The organism is Mesorhizobium sp. M6A.T.Cr.TU.014.01.1.1 (genome assembly GCF_004022765.1).
GTDB classification, from domain to species: Bacteria; Pseudomonadota; Alphaproteobacteria; order Rhizobiales; family Rhizobiaceae; genus Mesorhizobium; species Mesorhizobium mediterraneum.
The window spans coordinates 37,754-53,342 of record NZ_RZPG01000025.1; the positions used below are offsets into that span (position 1 = coordinate 37,754).

A 15,589-nucleotide genomic window follows, 5' to 3' on the forward strand; every position below is an offset into this window, starting at 1 on the left:
TGCGGCGACGCAGAAGGTGTGAATTCCAAGCCCTGTCTATTTCAGACAATTGGATTGTGGCTCCTTTACGAGCAATTCAGAAGTTCATTCCAATTTTAGCTTTGGGAGCTAGTGTAGAGTTGTAATGTCGGCGTGTGAAAGGCAGATGTCGGGAGGAACCGTGCCAAGGCGCGTGCTTTCGCACGCCCTGCTTTTCGCTTTGCTGTGCTCGACTGCACTGGTTGCCACGAGCGGAAATGCGGCCGCTTTCGAGATATTCGGCATCAAGCTGTGGGGGTCGTCGGACGACGAAGATGCCGATATCGTCGATCCGCTGCGCTATGCGGTGACCATCGAGGCGCCCGACGCCGACGAGGATCTCGTCAAGAAGCTCGAAAACGCGTCGGCACTGAAGGCCGACGAAGAACGCCCGGTTTCCGGTTCGCTCGGCCTGCTGGCCAAGGCGCGCGGCGACCGCGATCAGCTTATCGCCGCACTTTACGCGGACGCCCGCTACGAGGGCGTCGTCACCATCACCATCGAAGGCAAGCCGCTCGACGATTTGCCGCCCGACGCCGAATTTTCGGGGCCGCAGCCGATTCCGGTGGTGATCAACATTGCGACCGGGCCGAAATTCACGCTTGGCGACATTAGGCTGGAGGGCGATGCGGCGGGACTGCTGGGCGCCAATTTCGGCCTGATCGCCGGCGGCGATGCCGGTTCCGGTGCCGTGCTCAAAGCCGAGGCGTCGATCGTGCGGGCGCTCAAAGAGGAAGGCAGGCCGCTGGCCGAGGTGACGGACCGCGAGATCGTTGCCGACCACGCCACCTCGACGCTCGACGTGACGCTAACCGTGGCGGCCGGGCCGGTTGCCGGCTACGGCGACACCACGGTCGAGGGCACGGAAAAAGTCGACCGCGACTTCACCGAATACATGACCGGCCTGGAGCGCGGCCGCCAATATTCGCCGGAAGAGGTCGACGAGGCGCGCGACCGGCTGCTCGGGCTGGAAGTCTTCAACAGCGTGACGCTGAAGGAGGCCGACAGCCTCGACGCCGACGGCAACATCCCGATTGGAGTCGAAGTGAGCGAGCGCAAGCCGCGCTACTTCGGCATTGGCGGCACCTTCTCCAACACCGAAGGGCTCGGCCTCGAAGGTTATTGGGGCCACCGCAATCTGTTCGGCCGTGCCGAAAAGCTGCGCATCGAGGGTGCAATCAGCGGCATCGGCAGCAACGACCTGACCGAGCTCAACTACAATGCCGGCATCATGTTCGAAAAGCCGGGCGTGGTGGGGCCGGCGTCGAAATTCTTCGCCGGCGTCAACACCGTATTGGAGCATCCCGACGCCTACGACCATTTCGCGGTTAAGGGCAACACCGGTCTGTCCTATGAACTCGACAAGCAGCAGACGGTTTCTGCGGAAGTCGCGCTCGACTATTCGAAGATCACCGATTCCTTCGGCAAGCACACCTATCTGATCGCGAGCGTTCCGCTGCAATATGTCTACGACAATCGCGACAGCCGGCTGAACCCGACGACGGGATTCAGGGCGCTGGCCTATGTCGAGCCGAGCTACGACATTTTGAACGGTGCGGCCTTCGTCAAGCTGAGGGGCGAAGGATCGGCCTATCAGTCGATCGACGCGGCCTCGAAGTTCGTCTTGGCCGAACGCGTCGCCATCGGCTCGATCATCGGTGCCGGCCTTCAGGACGTTCCGGCCGACCGGCGTTTTTATGCCGGCGGCGGCGGCTCGGTGCGCGGTTATGCCTATCAGGGCATCGGTCCGAAGGACATCGACGGAGAGCCGATCGGTGGGCTTTCGTACTTCGAGACCTCGCTCGAGATGCGCATCGCCGTCACCGACACGATCGGCGTCGTGCCGTTCGTCGATGCCGGCACGGTCTCGACCGAGCAGTTCCCGGATTTTTCCGACATGAAGGTCGGCGCCGGCGTCGGCCTGCGCTATATTACGCCGTTCGGACCGCTGCGCGTGGATGCGGCGGTGCCGCTCAACCGGGGTCCCGACGACCCGCGTTTCGGCATCTATGCCGGCATCGGCCAGGCGTTCTGATGACAATGTTCAAGCGCATCCTCCGCATTGTCCTTTACACGCTGCTCATCCTAGTGGCGGCGGTGATCGGTGCGCTCGTCGTGCTGACCAAGACCGAGCGCGGCCGCGACAATCTCGCCGGCCTCATCTCGACCGTGGCGTCGACCGATGACCGGAAGGTCACGGTAAGCGGCATCGACGGCATCTGGTCCGGCGCGCTGACCGTCGACCACGTGGTGCTGGAAGATCGCCAGGGCGCCTGGCTGGTGGCGCGCAAGGTGGCCGTCGACTGGTCACCGCTGGAACTTCTGTCAAAAAGCTTCAGCGCCGGCCGCATCGCCGCCGATCGCATCGAGCTGGCGCGATTGCCGGTGGCCGGCACGCAGCCGAGCCAAGGTGGTGCCACCACACTGCCGGTGTCGCTCGACATCAAGCAGATCGACCTGCCAGAAATTGCGCTCGGGCAGGCCCTGGCCGGCAGCGGCATCGCAGAGCTGGCGGCCAAGGGTGCGTTCAAGGCCGACGCGGCGCCACTGGCGCTCGAAACCAACCTCAACATCACCCGCCACGACGGCAAGCAAGGCAAGGTCGACGCCAACATCCATTTTGCGCCCGCCGACAACAAGCTCGACCTCGATCTGAAGGCGTCCGAGCCGGCGGGAGGCATCATCGCCAATCTGCTCAATTTGCCGGATACGCCTCCGGTCGACATCGTCGTCACGGGCACGGGGCCGGTCGCCAACTGGAGCGGCATCGGCACCTTCGTCGTCGACGGCCAGATCGTCACCCAACTCACCGGCCGCCACCAGCTCACCGACAAGGGCAACTATGTCGAGGCCAAGGGCGATGGCGACTTCCAGCGCTTCATACCCGACAATCTGAAACCCTTGTTTACCGGCAAAACCAGCTTCGACCTCGCCGGAACCGCGATCGTGACGGGCGGCGTCGAAGTCGAGCGCGCCAATATCGACAGCGATGCCGTGCTTGGCACCGCCGCGGGCATCATCGACCCCAATGGCGCCAGCGATCTTTCGGTGGAGCTCGCCGCCAAGGGTCCGCCGATTGTGCTCAGCCTCGGCACTGCGGCGCAGCCGGTGACCGTCGCGATCACCGGCGCCACGGCCCGCGCGTTCGGCGGCGGCAAGGCGCCGATCGTCGACATCGGCGCGTCTCTGGTCTCGGTGGTGGCGGGCGGCACGCGGGTGGACGATCTGACGGCTGAAATCCATTCCGACGGCTTCGACATCCAGGACCGCAGCGGACCGGTCACCATCAAGCTTGCGGCCGGTGGCCTGAACACGGACGTGGCGACGCTGGCGCCGCTGGTGACCGGCAGGGTGACAGCGGACCTCGCCGGATCGGTCAGCAAGGCCGAGATCGTCGTCGATCAAGGCACGCTGCGCAGCGACGCGCTCAACGCCTCGGTGACGTCAAGGGTGACGCTGGCCGATCTGGCGATGACGCTCAAGATGAATGCCGATGCCGTCTCGACCGCGCTGCCGCCGCAGATCCGCTCGGTTCTCGGCGAGCGTGTGACATTCTCGGCGACGGCGACCCGCGATCCGCAAGGCTCATTTGCCGCCAATGCGCTGCAATTCACTTCGGGCTCGCTCAGCGCCAGCGGCACTGCCAGCGCGACGGGCACCGATATTCAGGCCGACATCAAGGGCACGCTCGGTGACGTTTCGGTGCTGTCGCCCATGGTTGGCGTACCCGTCGGCGGGGCCGTCGATTTCGCGCTGACGGCGAGCGGCGCGCGCACGGCGCCGGATTTCTCGGTCTCGGCCGACAGCGACAGCCTGACGGCGTCCGGTCATACGGTCAAGACGATCAAGCTGGCGGCGACCGGGAAGGCCGACATCGCCAACCCCGCCGCCGATGTCTCACTGACCGGATCTGTCGACGACCAGCCACTCGATCTCAGGGCATCACTGGTCACGCGTGACGGAAAGCGTTCCCTCAACGGGCTTAGCCTGTCGCTGGCGGACAACAAGGTCTCGGGTGATCTCGCTCTCGACGACAGCTTGCTGCCGCTCGGCACGTTGACACTCGAAGCGCTCGATATCGGCCCGTTGGCCGCACTTGCCGGGCAGACGGCGACGGGCGACGTGCAGGGCAGCATCCGCCTCTCGAATGATGGCGGCGCGCCGGCAGTTGCGATCGATATGACCAGCGCCTCGATTTCGCGCGGCGATCTGGCGGCGAAGACCATTGCCGTCAACGCGCTGGTCGCCAACTACCTCAAGGCCCCGGCGATCTCAGGCACCATCAAGGCCGATACGGTCACATCGGGGGCCACCGTGGTCAGCGGGATCGGAGTCGATTTGAAGCGCGACGGCGACTGGACCGGGTTTTCCGGTGGCGCCACCGTGGCCGGCATTCCGGCCACGGCCAAAGGCCGGGTGAAGATCGCGGACGGCACGACAAGCGTCGAGATCGCCTCGGGCGAAGCGACCATCCGTGGCATCAAGGCAGCGATCGCACAGCCGTCGAGCTTGAGCATCGCCAATGGCGCAGCCAGCATCGAGAAGCTGATGCTCGATGTTGGCGGCGGATCGGTGTCCGTGTCCGGCACTGCCGGCCAGACACTCGACCTCGCGGCAGAGTTTTCAGCGCTGCCGGCCGCCCTTGCCAATGATTTTTCACCCGGCCTCGACGCCGCGGGCACGCTCGGCGGAACGGCGCAAGTGACGGGACCGTCGGCTGCCCCCGACATTCGTTTCAATGCGCAACTCAACGGCGCCGAAACCAGCCAGACGCGCCAGGCGGGACTCGGTCCGCTCAATGTCGATGCGGCAGGCAGCTTCTCATCCGCCAGTGGCATCGCCATCGATCAAGCGACGCTTACCGGAGATAAGGTTTCCGGCAAGGCCGCCGGCACCATCAATCCGAACGGCATCAGCGATTTTGCGCTCGACCTGGCCTCGACCGGCCCGAGCCTGCCGCTGGCGTTTGGCAGCACCGAAAGCCCGATCAAGCTCGAGCTGCAGGCGCTTTCGGTAAAGGCTGCGGGGCAGGGCACACAGCCGAAGCTCGATATCTCCGCTTTCCTGCCTTCGGTCGCGACGAACTTTACCAAGGTCGAGAGGCTCACCTTGGCATTGCACTCGGACGCCTTCGACGTGAAAAGCCGGACAGGACCGATCTCCGGCACGGTGACGGCGGACAAGATCGGCTTGGACAATCCGACCATCGCGCCGCTGATCGCCGGCAAGATCACCGCCAAGGTGGCCGGCAGTCTCGCCGCTGACACCTTCGTCATCGACAGCGGGTCGGTGACGGGCGACGCGCTGAACACCAGCTTCAACGGAAGGGTCTCACTGGCCGACGGCGCCATCGATCTCAACCTTAGCGCGGATGCGGCTTCCGCAGCGCTGCCGGCGGCAGCGCGCGGTGTGCTCGCGGAGCGGACGGAACTCAGTGCCGCGTTGAAGCGTGGCGCCAATGGCAATGTCACCGCCAATGCGATCCGGCTGGTGTCCGGCGCGCTGACCGCCGACGGGCAGGCCAGCCTTGCCGACAACAAACTCGCCGCCGACATCAAGGGCGCGCTGGCCGACATCTCGCTTCTATCCGGGGATGCCAAGGGCGCCATCGCTTTCGCGCTGAACGCGCAAGGCGCGAGCACGGCGCCCGACCTGTCGCTGACGGTCAACAGCGACCGGCTTTCGGTGGCTGAACGCGAGATCACCGGGCTGAGGCTCACCGCCACCGGCAAGGCCGATGCCGCCAACCCGGCGGCGAATGTGCAACTGACCGGAAATGTCGCGGGCCAGGCCCTGCAAGGCAGTGCCGTGCTGGCGACGTCCGACGGCAAGCGCGCCATCAACGGGCTTCTGCTGTCGCTCGGCAAGAACCGGATATCGGGCGACCTGGCACTTGATAATGCCTTCGTGCCTGATGGCACCGTGGCGCTCGACCTGCCTGATATCGGACCGCTCGCAGCGCTTGCGCTGGAAAAGGCGGAAGGCGACGTGCGCGGCACGATTGTCTTCTCGAAGACCGGCAATGCGCCTGAAGTCACCATCAAGGCTTCGACGGCTTCGATTTCGCGCGGCGATCTTTCGGCAAAGACGGTCACAATCGATGCGCAGATCGCCAACTATCTCGCCGCGCCAGTGATCTCCGGAAAGATCCGTGCCGACAGCGTCACCTCCGGCGGCACCGTCATTCGCGGCATCGATGTCGACCTCAAGCGCGAGGCCGACTGGACCGGCTTTTCCGGCGGCGCCACCGTCAAGGATATTCCGGCCAGGGCCGCCGGCCGCGTCAGGATCGCCAGTGGCACGACGACGGTCGAGCTCACCTCCGGCGAGGCGACCATGCGTGGCATCAAGGCGGCGATCGCCCAGGCCTCGACCATCACCATCGCCAACGGCACCACCAACCTGGACAGGCTCGTGCTCAACCTCGGCGGCGGCACGGCGACGGTCACGGGCAAAGCTGGGCAGGCGCTCGATCTCAACGCGACGCTGGCCCGGGTGCCGATCTCGCTCGCCAACAGTTTCTCGCCGGGCCTCGATGCCGCCGGCTCGATCTCGGGCACGGTTAAGGTGACGGGCGCGCCGGCCAATCCGGCCGTTGCCTTCAAGATCGACGCCGCAGGCGTCCAGACGTCGCAGACCCGCGGTGCCGGTTTCGGCGGCATGGGTGTTTCGTCCTCCGGCACATATTCGGGCAACAGACTGGCCTTCGACGCCGACATGAGCGACGGCGCCGGCCTCGGTCTCAAGGGCGGCGGCACGATGACGACATCAGGCACGCCCACCCTTGATCTCGACTTCTCCGGCAAGGTGCCGTTCGCCTTCCTCACTCGGACACTCGCTGCGCAAGGCCTGTCCTTGAGCGGCACGGCCGACGTCAATTTGCAGGTGCGCGGCCCGGCGACATCGCCGGTGATCTCAGGCACGGTCCGCACGTCAGGTGCCCGTTTGATCGATGCACGCTCGGGCCTTGCGATCAACGATATCGCCGCCGATGTCGCAATCGGCGGCGGCGTCGCCAGAATCAACCGCCTGACCGGCACGCTGTCGACGCGCGGCAGCCTGTCTGCCAGCGGCACCGTCGGCATCGTTCCGGCGCAAGGTTTTCCGGCCGACCTGACGGTCAAGCTCGTCGACGGCCGCTACACCGACGGCAGGGTGGTCACCGCCAATCTCGGCGGCGACCTGACTATCAGGGGTCCGCTCGCATCGGCGCCGGTGATTTCGGGCACGGTCAACCTGGCCAAGACCGTCATCACCGTTCCCGAAAAACTGCCGGGCTCGCTGGCGGCGCTCGACGTCAAGCACAAGAATGCACCGGCCGCCGTGCGCGCGCAGGACAAGGCGTTGCGCCCGGCGACGGCGAGCGGCAGCAGCGGTGGCAGCGGCCTCAATCTTGATGTCACGGTCAACGCGCCGAGCCAGATATTCATCCAGGGCAGGGGCGTCGATGCCGAGCTTGGCGGCTCGCTGCGGCTGACCGGCCCGGCGTCGTCGCCGCAAGCGGTCGGCACCTTCACCTTGCAGCGCGGGCGGCTGACGATCCTTGCCAAGCGGCTGACCTTCACCGAAGGCACGGTCGGCTTTTCAGGGTCTCTGGTGCCTTATCTCAACCTCACAGCGACATCGACGACGAGCAGCGCCACCGTCACCATCGTGGTATCGGGCGAGGCGACCAATCCGAAATTCAATTTCTCGTCGGTGCCGGCGCTGCCGGAAGACGAGGTTCTGGCGCAACTGATTTTCGGCCGCTCGATGTCGAACCTGTCGCCGCTGCAGATCGCCCAGCTTGCCGAAGCCGCCGCGCAACTGGCCGGTGTCGGCGGCTCGACGTCGCTGCTCCAGAACCTGCGCAGCGCGATCGGCGTCGACGATCTCGACGTCATCACGGACGAGGAGGGCGGCACCGCGGTCTCGGCCGGCAAATATCTCAACGACCGCACCTATGTGACGATCCAGAAAGGCGACAAGCCGGGTTCGGGCAAGGCGGCGATCGATCTCGACGTCGGGCGCGGCGTCAAATTGCGCGGCGAGGCCACCGACGCCGGCGAAGCCAAGGGCGGCGTTTTCTACGAGCGCGAGTACTGAAGCCTGCCGCCGCCGCCGTTTTTGCACGACATCCGCGATCAACTGGCGCCGTGCAGACCTTCGCGCATGACCCCGAAAATCGAAATCGATTTTCGGCAAAAGATTATGCGCAAAATCAAAGCGCTACAGCGTCCTTTGCGCGTCCACGAGGACGCGCGGCGCTGTAGTGAATGTCTCAGTTTAATCGATGCCGGATATTCGAGCGAAATCTGCCGGGCAATAGCAATTTTGCGCCAAGACTGTCGTTATCACGCGAACTGCTTCCCTTCCAAAGTTGCACATTCCTTGGAATGTTCCCAATCCGTGCCGTTTTTGACATCATGGCCCGGATGCGGAATGGTAAAAGGCAGAAAGCCAACAATGGGAGTTCGTGATGACAATCTACAAGAGTAATGGCGATCGCGTTCCGGATCACATCCACGTAATGGCCGAAGAAGCCAGGGCCGGACGTGTCGATCGCCGCGAGTTTCTCGCTTTGGCCAGCGTCTTCGGCGCGTCCACGGCGATGGCCTATGGCATGCTCGGCCTCGCCGACCCGACGCCGGCGAGAGCGCAGGACGTGGAGGGCAAGAAGGGCGGCATATTGAAGGTCGCTATGTGGATCAAGGATCCGAAGGATCCGCGCAAGGCCGACTGGTCGGAAATCGCTAATGCCGAGCGCCAGGCGCTCGAGCCGTTGGTCAAGTACACAAACGAATACACGTTCCGCCCCTACCTGCTCGAGAGCTGGGACGTCAACGACGATGCCACCGAGTACACGCTGCATGTGCGCAAGGGCGTCACCTGGAACAACGGCGATCCGTTCACCGCAGACGATGTCATCTTCAACTTCAAGCGTTGGGCCGACAAGAAGGCCGAAGGCAATTCCATGCCCGGCCGTCTCGGCTCGCTGGTCAAGGACGACAAGCTGGATGAGAGCGCAGTCACCAAGGTCGACGATTTGACGGTGAAGCTGAAGCTCAGCACGCCGGATATCGCCCTCATCCCCAACGTGTGCGACTATCCCGGTCTCGTCGTCCACAAGACCTTCGACGAAAAGGGTGGCGATTTCAAAGCCTGCCCGATCGGCACCGGCCCCTTCGAGCTCGTCTCCTACGATGTCGGCCAGAAAGTCGTCTACAAGCGCCGCGAAGACAACAAGTGGTGGGACGGCGAGGTCTTTCTCGACGGCATCGAGTTCATCGACTACGGCACCGATCCGGCGGCCACGGTCAGCGCCTTCGAATCGGGAGAGGTCCATACCAATTTCGAGACGTCAGCCGACTATGTGTCGATCCTCGACGGTGTCGACCTGGTCAAGTACGAGGTGGTCACCGCAGCGACCATCGTCTGCCGCACCAACGTGGCCAACAAGCCTTATGATGATCAGAAGGTCCGCAACGCGCTGCAGCTCGCAGTCGACAACGCTGTCGTGCTCCAGCTGGGGGGTGGCGATGCCGGTACTGTCGCCGAAAACCACCATGTCGCCCCGATCCATCCGGAATATTACGAGCTGCCGAAGATTGCCCGCGATCCGGCTAAGGCAAAGGCGCTGATGGAGGAAGCCGGGCAGGCCGATTTCGAGCACGAGCTGATCACGGTCGACGAAGACTGGCACAAGAACACCGGCGATGCGATCGCCGCGCAGATGCGCGACGCCGGCATCAAGGTGAAGCGCACGGTGCTGCCGGGTTCGACGTTCTGGAACGACTGGACGAAGTATCCGCTGTCGATGACCAACTGGAACATGCGGCCGCTCGGCGTCCAGGTTCTGGCGATCGGCTACCGCACCGGAGAAGCCTGGAACGAAACTGCCTGGTCGAATCCCGAGTGGGATGCCAAGCTCAACGCCGCGCTTTCGGTCGCCGACGCCGCCAAGCGCAAGGAGATGATGAAGGACATCGAGCAGATCCTGCAGGATTCCGGCATCATCATCCAGCCCTACTGGCGCAAGCTGTACAGCCATTCGGTCGCGGCGGTTAAGAACTACGCCATGCACCCGACCTTCGAGCGCGATTACGGCAAGGTCTGGCTCGACGAGGCCTGATCGGATCGATCGTGGAAGGGGCGGTTCGCCCCTTCCACCCACGCCATGCATGATCCCACAACCGAAAGTCGGCGCAGCAAAAAAGCGCAAACTCTTCGGATGAGGGCGTGCAATAAGACAGGGTTGATCGCATTCTGAGGGTCCGTTTGACAGCCAGCTCCGCCGATAGCGGCTGAGCTGGTTCCAAGCCGGCCTCAACCCCAACCAGACCGGCAGGGGACCGCCATGCTTTCTTTCATCCTTCGACGCCTCGGCACCATGGCATTGACGATGCTGTGCCTGACGTTGGTCGTGTTCTTCCTGATCAATCTCGACCCCAATCTGAAAAAGCTGGCCATTAGCCAGACCGAAATGCACACCTCGGCCGAGCAGCTCGAAAGCTGGCTGGTCAATCATGGCTACCGCCAGAATTTCTTCTCCCGCTACGGCCAATGGCTGGGTGTCGTGCCCAAGCAGCCGGTCACAGACCCGGCAACGGGCAAGCCCGGGCGACGTTTTTCCTTCTGCAACGATCCTGTCGAGCCGACGTTCTCCGGCGTGTTGCAGGGCGATTTCGGCTGCTCGACCAAGTTCAAGACGACGGTCGCGTCGAAGCTTTTCCCGGCGCTCGGCGCCACCGGCATCCTGATGTTCTGGGTGCTTGTGGTGATGGTGCCGATTTCGCTTCTGATCGGCATCCTCGCCGGCATGCGCGAGGGGTCGCGAACCGATCGGACATTGTCCGTCGCCTCGATCGCCTCGACGGCGACGCCCGAATATGTGTCGGGCGTCATTTTTACCGTCATCTTCGCCTCATGGCTCGGCCTGCTGAACGGTTCGGCGGCTTCGGCCAGCCGGGGCATCACCTTCTACAACTTCACGCTGCCTGTCATGACGCTGGCGATCTACGGTATCGGCTACATCGCCCGCATGACCCGCGCCTCGATGGTCGAGGTGATGACGCAGCAATATATCCGCACCGCCCGGTTGAAGGGCCTCTCCTTCGGCAGCGTCGTGGTCAAGCACGCGCTGCGCAACGCGCTGATCGCGCCGTTCACTGTCATCATGCTGCAATTTCCCTGGCTGCTCACCGGCGTCGTCATCGTCGAGGTGATGTTCCGCTATCAAGGCTTCGGCTACACGCTGGTCGAGGCGGCCGGCAACAACGACATCGATCTTTTGCTCGGCTGCTCCCTGGTCTCGGTGTTCATCGTCCTGATCACGCAGCTCATTTCCGATGTCGGCTATGCGTTTCTCAATCCGCGTATCAGAGTTCAATAGGGGATCGGGCGGATGCAGCTTGAATATATCGGCGCCTTCAACGTGGTGCTTGGCGTGCTTGCGCGTTTCTGGCCGGTCTGGATCGCTCTCGTCCTGGTGATGGGGGCGAGCTTCGCCTACAAGAAGAGGCTCGGCCTCTACGGTCAGCTGTTCGACAGTAGCGTCGGCATCGTCGGCGTCGGCATCTGCCTATTCTGGCTGTTCACGGCGATCTTCGCGTCGACCATCTCGCCCTTCAATCCGCTTGTCCAGATCCCGATCATGAAGGACGCGCTGCCGGGCGCGGTCGAGCCGCAATCCGGACTTGTCTACCTGTTCGGCGGCGACAAGCTTGCCCGCGACGTGTTCAGCCGCATGGTCTATGGCAGCCAGATCGTGCTGATCATCGCGCCGGCGGCGACCGGTTTCGCGCTGATGGTCGGCATCACGCTCGGCCTGCCGGCCGGCTATTACGGCGGCAGGATCGACACCGTGCTGTCCTTCCTCGCCAATCTGGTGCTCGCCTTCCCGGTGATCCTCCTGTTCTACCTCTTGGTGACGCCGGGCATCATGGAGACACCGATTCCCTACATGATGGCCGGCCTGTTCTTCCTGTTCCCGATCATCTTCTTCAGCGTGCTATTCTGGACGCGCTACAAGAAGCGGCCCGACCGCCTGTACATCCTCCTGGGGCTGACGCTGATCATTGGCGGCTGGGTCTACGCCGGCCTCGTCTTCGACGCCGACCCGTTCAGGATCATCCACATTGATCCCAACCAGCTCAACATCTTCGTGGCGGTGGTGTTCGCGTCCAGCCCCGGCGTGTTCCGCATCGTGCGCGGCCTGGTCATGGACATCAAAACGCGCGACTATGTGGCGGCGGCGCAGACGCGCGGTGAATCGCCCTGGTACATCATGCTGTGGGAGATACTTCCCAATGCGCGCGGGCCGCTGATCGTCGATGCCTGCCTTCGTATCGGCTACACCACGATCCTGCTCGGCACGCTCGGCTATTTCGGCTTGGGGCTGGCGCCAGAGAGCCCGGACTGGGGCACCGCGATCAAGGATGCCAGCCGGCTGCTGCGGTCCTTCATCCATCCGGCGCTGCCGCCGACGATCGCGCTGATGTCGTTCGTGCTGGGCCTTAATCTCCTGGCAGACTCGCTGCGTGAACAATCGATGAAAGATTGATGGACGGGTCTTCGACCCTACTTAGAAGAACCAGGATTGGAGCGACCCATGAATGAGGCAGTTCGAAATCCCGCCAAGCCGACCAATGGGCCGATCATCGAGATCGAGAACCTGTCGATCTCCTTCTTCACCCGCAAGGGTGAGATACCGGCCGTTATGGACTTCTCCTGCACGGTCATGCCCGGCGAAGCGATGGGCATCGTCGGCGAATCCGGCTGCGGCAAGTCGACCGTGTCGCTCGGCATCATGCGCGACCTCTCCAACATCGGAAAGATCGTCGGCGGCCGGATAAAATTCCAGGGCAAGGACATGGGCGACCTGTCCGACGAGGAACTGCGCGCCATCCGCGGCAACAAGATCGCAATGATCTACCAGGAGCCGATGGCCAGTCTGAACCCGGCGATGAAGGTCGGCCAGCAACTGATGGAAGTGCCGCTGATCCACGACAAAGTGTCGAAGGAAGAGGCTTATAAACGCGCGCTGGAAATGGTGCGCTCGGTCAGGCTGCCCGATCCCGAGCGCATGATGCGCTCCTTTCCGCACCAGCTTTCCGGTGGCCAGCAACAGCGCATCGTCATCGCCATGGCGCTGCTGTCGAAGCCGGCGCTGCTCCTGCTCGACGAGCCGACGACCGCGCTCGACGTGACGGTGGAAGCCGGCATCGTCGACCTGGTCAAGGGGCTCGGCGAGAAGTTCGGCACCTCGATGATCTTCGTGTCGCACAATCTTGGCCTGATCCTGGAAACCTGTGACCGCATCACGGTGATGTATTCGGGCGAAGCGGTGGAGACCGGCAAGATCAAGGACGTCTTCGACCGAATGCGCCATCCCTACACGCAAGGCCTATTCCGCTCGATCCCGCTGCCCGGCGCCGACAAGAATTCTCGGCCTCTGATCTCTATACCGGGGCAACTGCCGCTGCCGCACGAGCGGCCGAAGGGCTGCAATTTCGGCCCCCGCTGCCACCATTTCGTCGAGGGCGTCTGCAACGCCGCCGAAATCCCGATGATCGCTGTCGACGGCCATGAAGGCCATTTTTCGCGCTGCGTGCGCTTCAACGAGATCGACTGGGAAGCGCTGCCGCCCGGCGCCAAGAAGGTCAACGAGCGCGTCGAGCCCGGCGCGCCGGTGCTCAAGATCGAGGACCTCAGGAAATACTATAAGGTCGGCGGCAGCGAAGTGTTCGGGTCAAGCGAAGGCCGCGTCGTCAAGGCCAACGAGACGATCTCCTTCATGGCACGCGAATCCGAGACCGTCGCCATCGTCGGCGAGTCCGGTTGCGGAAAGTCGACGCTGGCCAAGGTGCTGCTCGGGCTGGAGACGGCAAGCTCCGGCACTGTGACGCTCGGCAACAAGCGGATCGAGTCGACCGGCGTCGAGAAGCGCAGCGTCGAGACGGTGTCGTCGATCCAGATGGTGTTCCAGAATCCGTTCGACACGCTCAATCCCAGCCACTCGGTAGGCTCGCAGATCATCCGCACGCTGGAAAAGTTCAACGTCGGCAACACCGTCGCCGACCGCCGCAAGCGCATGCTGGAGCTTCTCGACCTGGTGAAGCTGCCGCGGGCGTTCGAGACCCGCAAGCCGCGCCAGCTTTCCGGCGGCCAGAAGCAGCGCATCGGCGTGGCGCGGGCCTTTGCCGGCGACGCCAAGGTGGTGGTAGCCGACGAGCCGGTCTCGGCGCTCGACGTGTCGGTGCAGGCGGCGGTGACCGAGCTTTTGATGGACATCCAGCGCAAGAACAAGACGACGATGCTGTTCATCAGCCACGATCTGTCGGTGGTGCGCTACATCGCCGACCGGGTCGTCGTCATGTATCTCGGTTATATCGTCGAGCAGGGCACGACCGACCAGATCTTTTCGCCGCCCTATCATCCCTATACCGAGGCGCTGCTGTCGGCGATCCCGATCGCCGACACCAGTGTGATCAAGAAGCACATCGTGCTGGAGGGCGACATTCCGTCAGCGATGAACCCGCCGACCGGCTGTCCGTTCCAGACGCGATGCGGCTACAAGAAGCTGGTGCCGGACAATCTTTGCGAGACGCAGGTGCCGCCGGTCAAGCATCTCGGCGACGGCCATATGAGCCTGTGCTGGCTTGCCGACGATGTGCTGGCGAAAATGGAGCCGGTGATCAAGTTCGACAAGGAGCATGCCGCCAATGAAGGCGTGCCGGACGACGCGCCGCAAGGTGTGGGTCCGGGCTTTGCCGGCACCCCGCCCAAGCGTCCACATGGAAAGCGGCCGAAGCTGACGGAGGGTTAGATCCGTGGCGCCGTCAACGCGCGCACTGGCGTAGCTGCGCGGCGTAGTCCTGCGCCATCTGCTCGGTGGCCCGCGCGTAGCGCTGCACGCCGGCGTCGCCGCGATTGCCGCGGCCGTAGGCTGTCCAGCCGAGATAATAGGCTAGATAGAGATTATAGGTGTCGTTGCGGGCGATGCCGAGCGTGTCTGATGTCTTGGAATGGTACCAGCCGACGAAATCGACGGCATCGGCAAACCTGGTGCGGCGCGCCGCCCAGCTGCCCGTCTCGCTCTGGTACTGCGCCCAGGTGCCGTCGAGCGCCTGCGAGAAGCCGGTGGCGCTGGAGACACGTTTCCAGGGAATGAAGCCGAGAAGCTTGGTGCGCGGCGGCCTGGCATTGCTCTTGAAGCCGGATTCCTTGCGCACCGTCGCCATCAGCACAGGAACTGGCACACCGTATTTCTGCTCGGCGCGTTCGGCCGCTGCCTGCCAGTTGTCAAACCAACCGTCATTCTGGTCGAAGACGGCGCAGACATCGTTGATATGGCTCGGCGGCGTCGCGCAGGCCGACAGCACGAGCAGCACGGTAACAGCTACAATTTTACTAAAACTTGACCTACGCATCGGAGGAGGATTAGGCCGAAAACATAAAGGGAATCTTGCGGCGTTTCTTAACGGCTCATCGGCTGCTTTGGCCGGGGCACAGCGAGGATGGATATTCCGACGTTTTCTGTCGCTTTTGTTGGAATGAAATTCCCAAAATGCCGCCTTGGCTAAAATCACGC

General features: G+C 63.4%; 7 protein-coding genes. 6 read left to right on the forward strand and 1 reads right to left on the reverse strand.

Translation table 11 applies throughout. The features are described 5' to 3' along the window. Positions 1-124: 124 nt before the first annotated feature. The 6 genes from EN885_RS24970 (at position 125) to EN885_RS24995 (ending at position 14,824) form a co-directional block, all read left to right on the forward strand. Positions 125-2,053: an autotransporter assembly complex family protein gene (locus tag EN885_RS24970; protein ID WP_128243207.1), complete on the forward strand. Its 1,929-nt coding sequence runs from the start codon at positions 125-127 to the stop codon at positions 2,051-2,053. Then, positions 2,053-8,103 (forward strand): translocation/assembly module TamB domain-containing protein, encoded by a 6,051-nt coding sequence (locus EN885_RS24975; RefSeq protein ID WP_128243206.1) that lies wholly within the window; start codon positions 2,053-2,055, stop codon positions 8,101-8,103. The genes EN885_RS24970 and EN885_RS24975 overlap by 1 nt, the downstream gene beginning before the upstream one ends. Before the next feature lie 373 nt (positions 8,104-8,476). Then, positions 8,477-10,129, forward strand: a complete 1,653-nt coding sequence (locus EN885_RS24980) for an ABC transporter substrate-binding protein (protein ID WP_127205702.1) — start codon at positions 8,477-8,479, stop codon at positions 10,127-10,129. A 225-nt stretch (positions 10,130-10,354) separates the two neighbouring features. After that, the gene (locus EN885_RS24985) at positions 10,355-11,389 is read left to right on the forward strand and encodes an ABC transporter permease (RefSeq protein ID WP_095482910.1); all 1,035 of its coding nucleotides are present in this window, start codon (positions 10,355-10,357) and stop codon (positions 11,387-11,389) included. A gap of 12 nt (positions 11,390-11,401) precedes the next feature. Next, positions 11,402-12,559 carry an ABC transporter permease gene (locus EN885_RS24990; protein ID WP_095482909.1) on the forward strand — a complete coding sequence of 386 codons (1,158 nt, stop codon included), beginning with the start codon at positions 11,402-11,404 and terminating at the stop codon, positions 12,557-12,559. Positions 12,560-12,607: 48 nt separating this feature from the next. Continuing rightward, positions 12,608-14,824 (forward strand): ABC transporter ATP-binding protein, encoded by a 2,217-nt coding sequence (locus EN885_RS24995; protein WP_095482908.1) that lies wholly within the window; start codon positions 12,608-12,610, stop codon positions 14,822-14,824. A gap of 13 nt (positions 14,825-14,837) precedes the next feature. Here the strand turns inward: EN885_RS24995 and EN885_RS25000 are convergent, their stop codons facing one another. Continuing rightward, complete coding sequence (locus EN885_RS25000) at positions 14,838-15,428, reverse strand: transglycosylase SLT domain-containing protein (RefSeq protein ID WP_095482907.1); 591 nt, start codon at positions 15,426-15,428, stop codon at positions 14,838-14,840. Between the last annotated feature and the right edge of the window lie 161 nt (positions 15,429-15,589).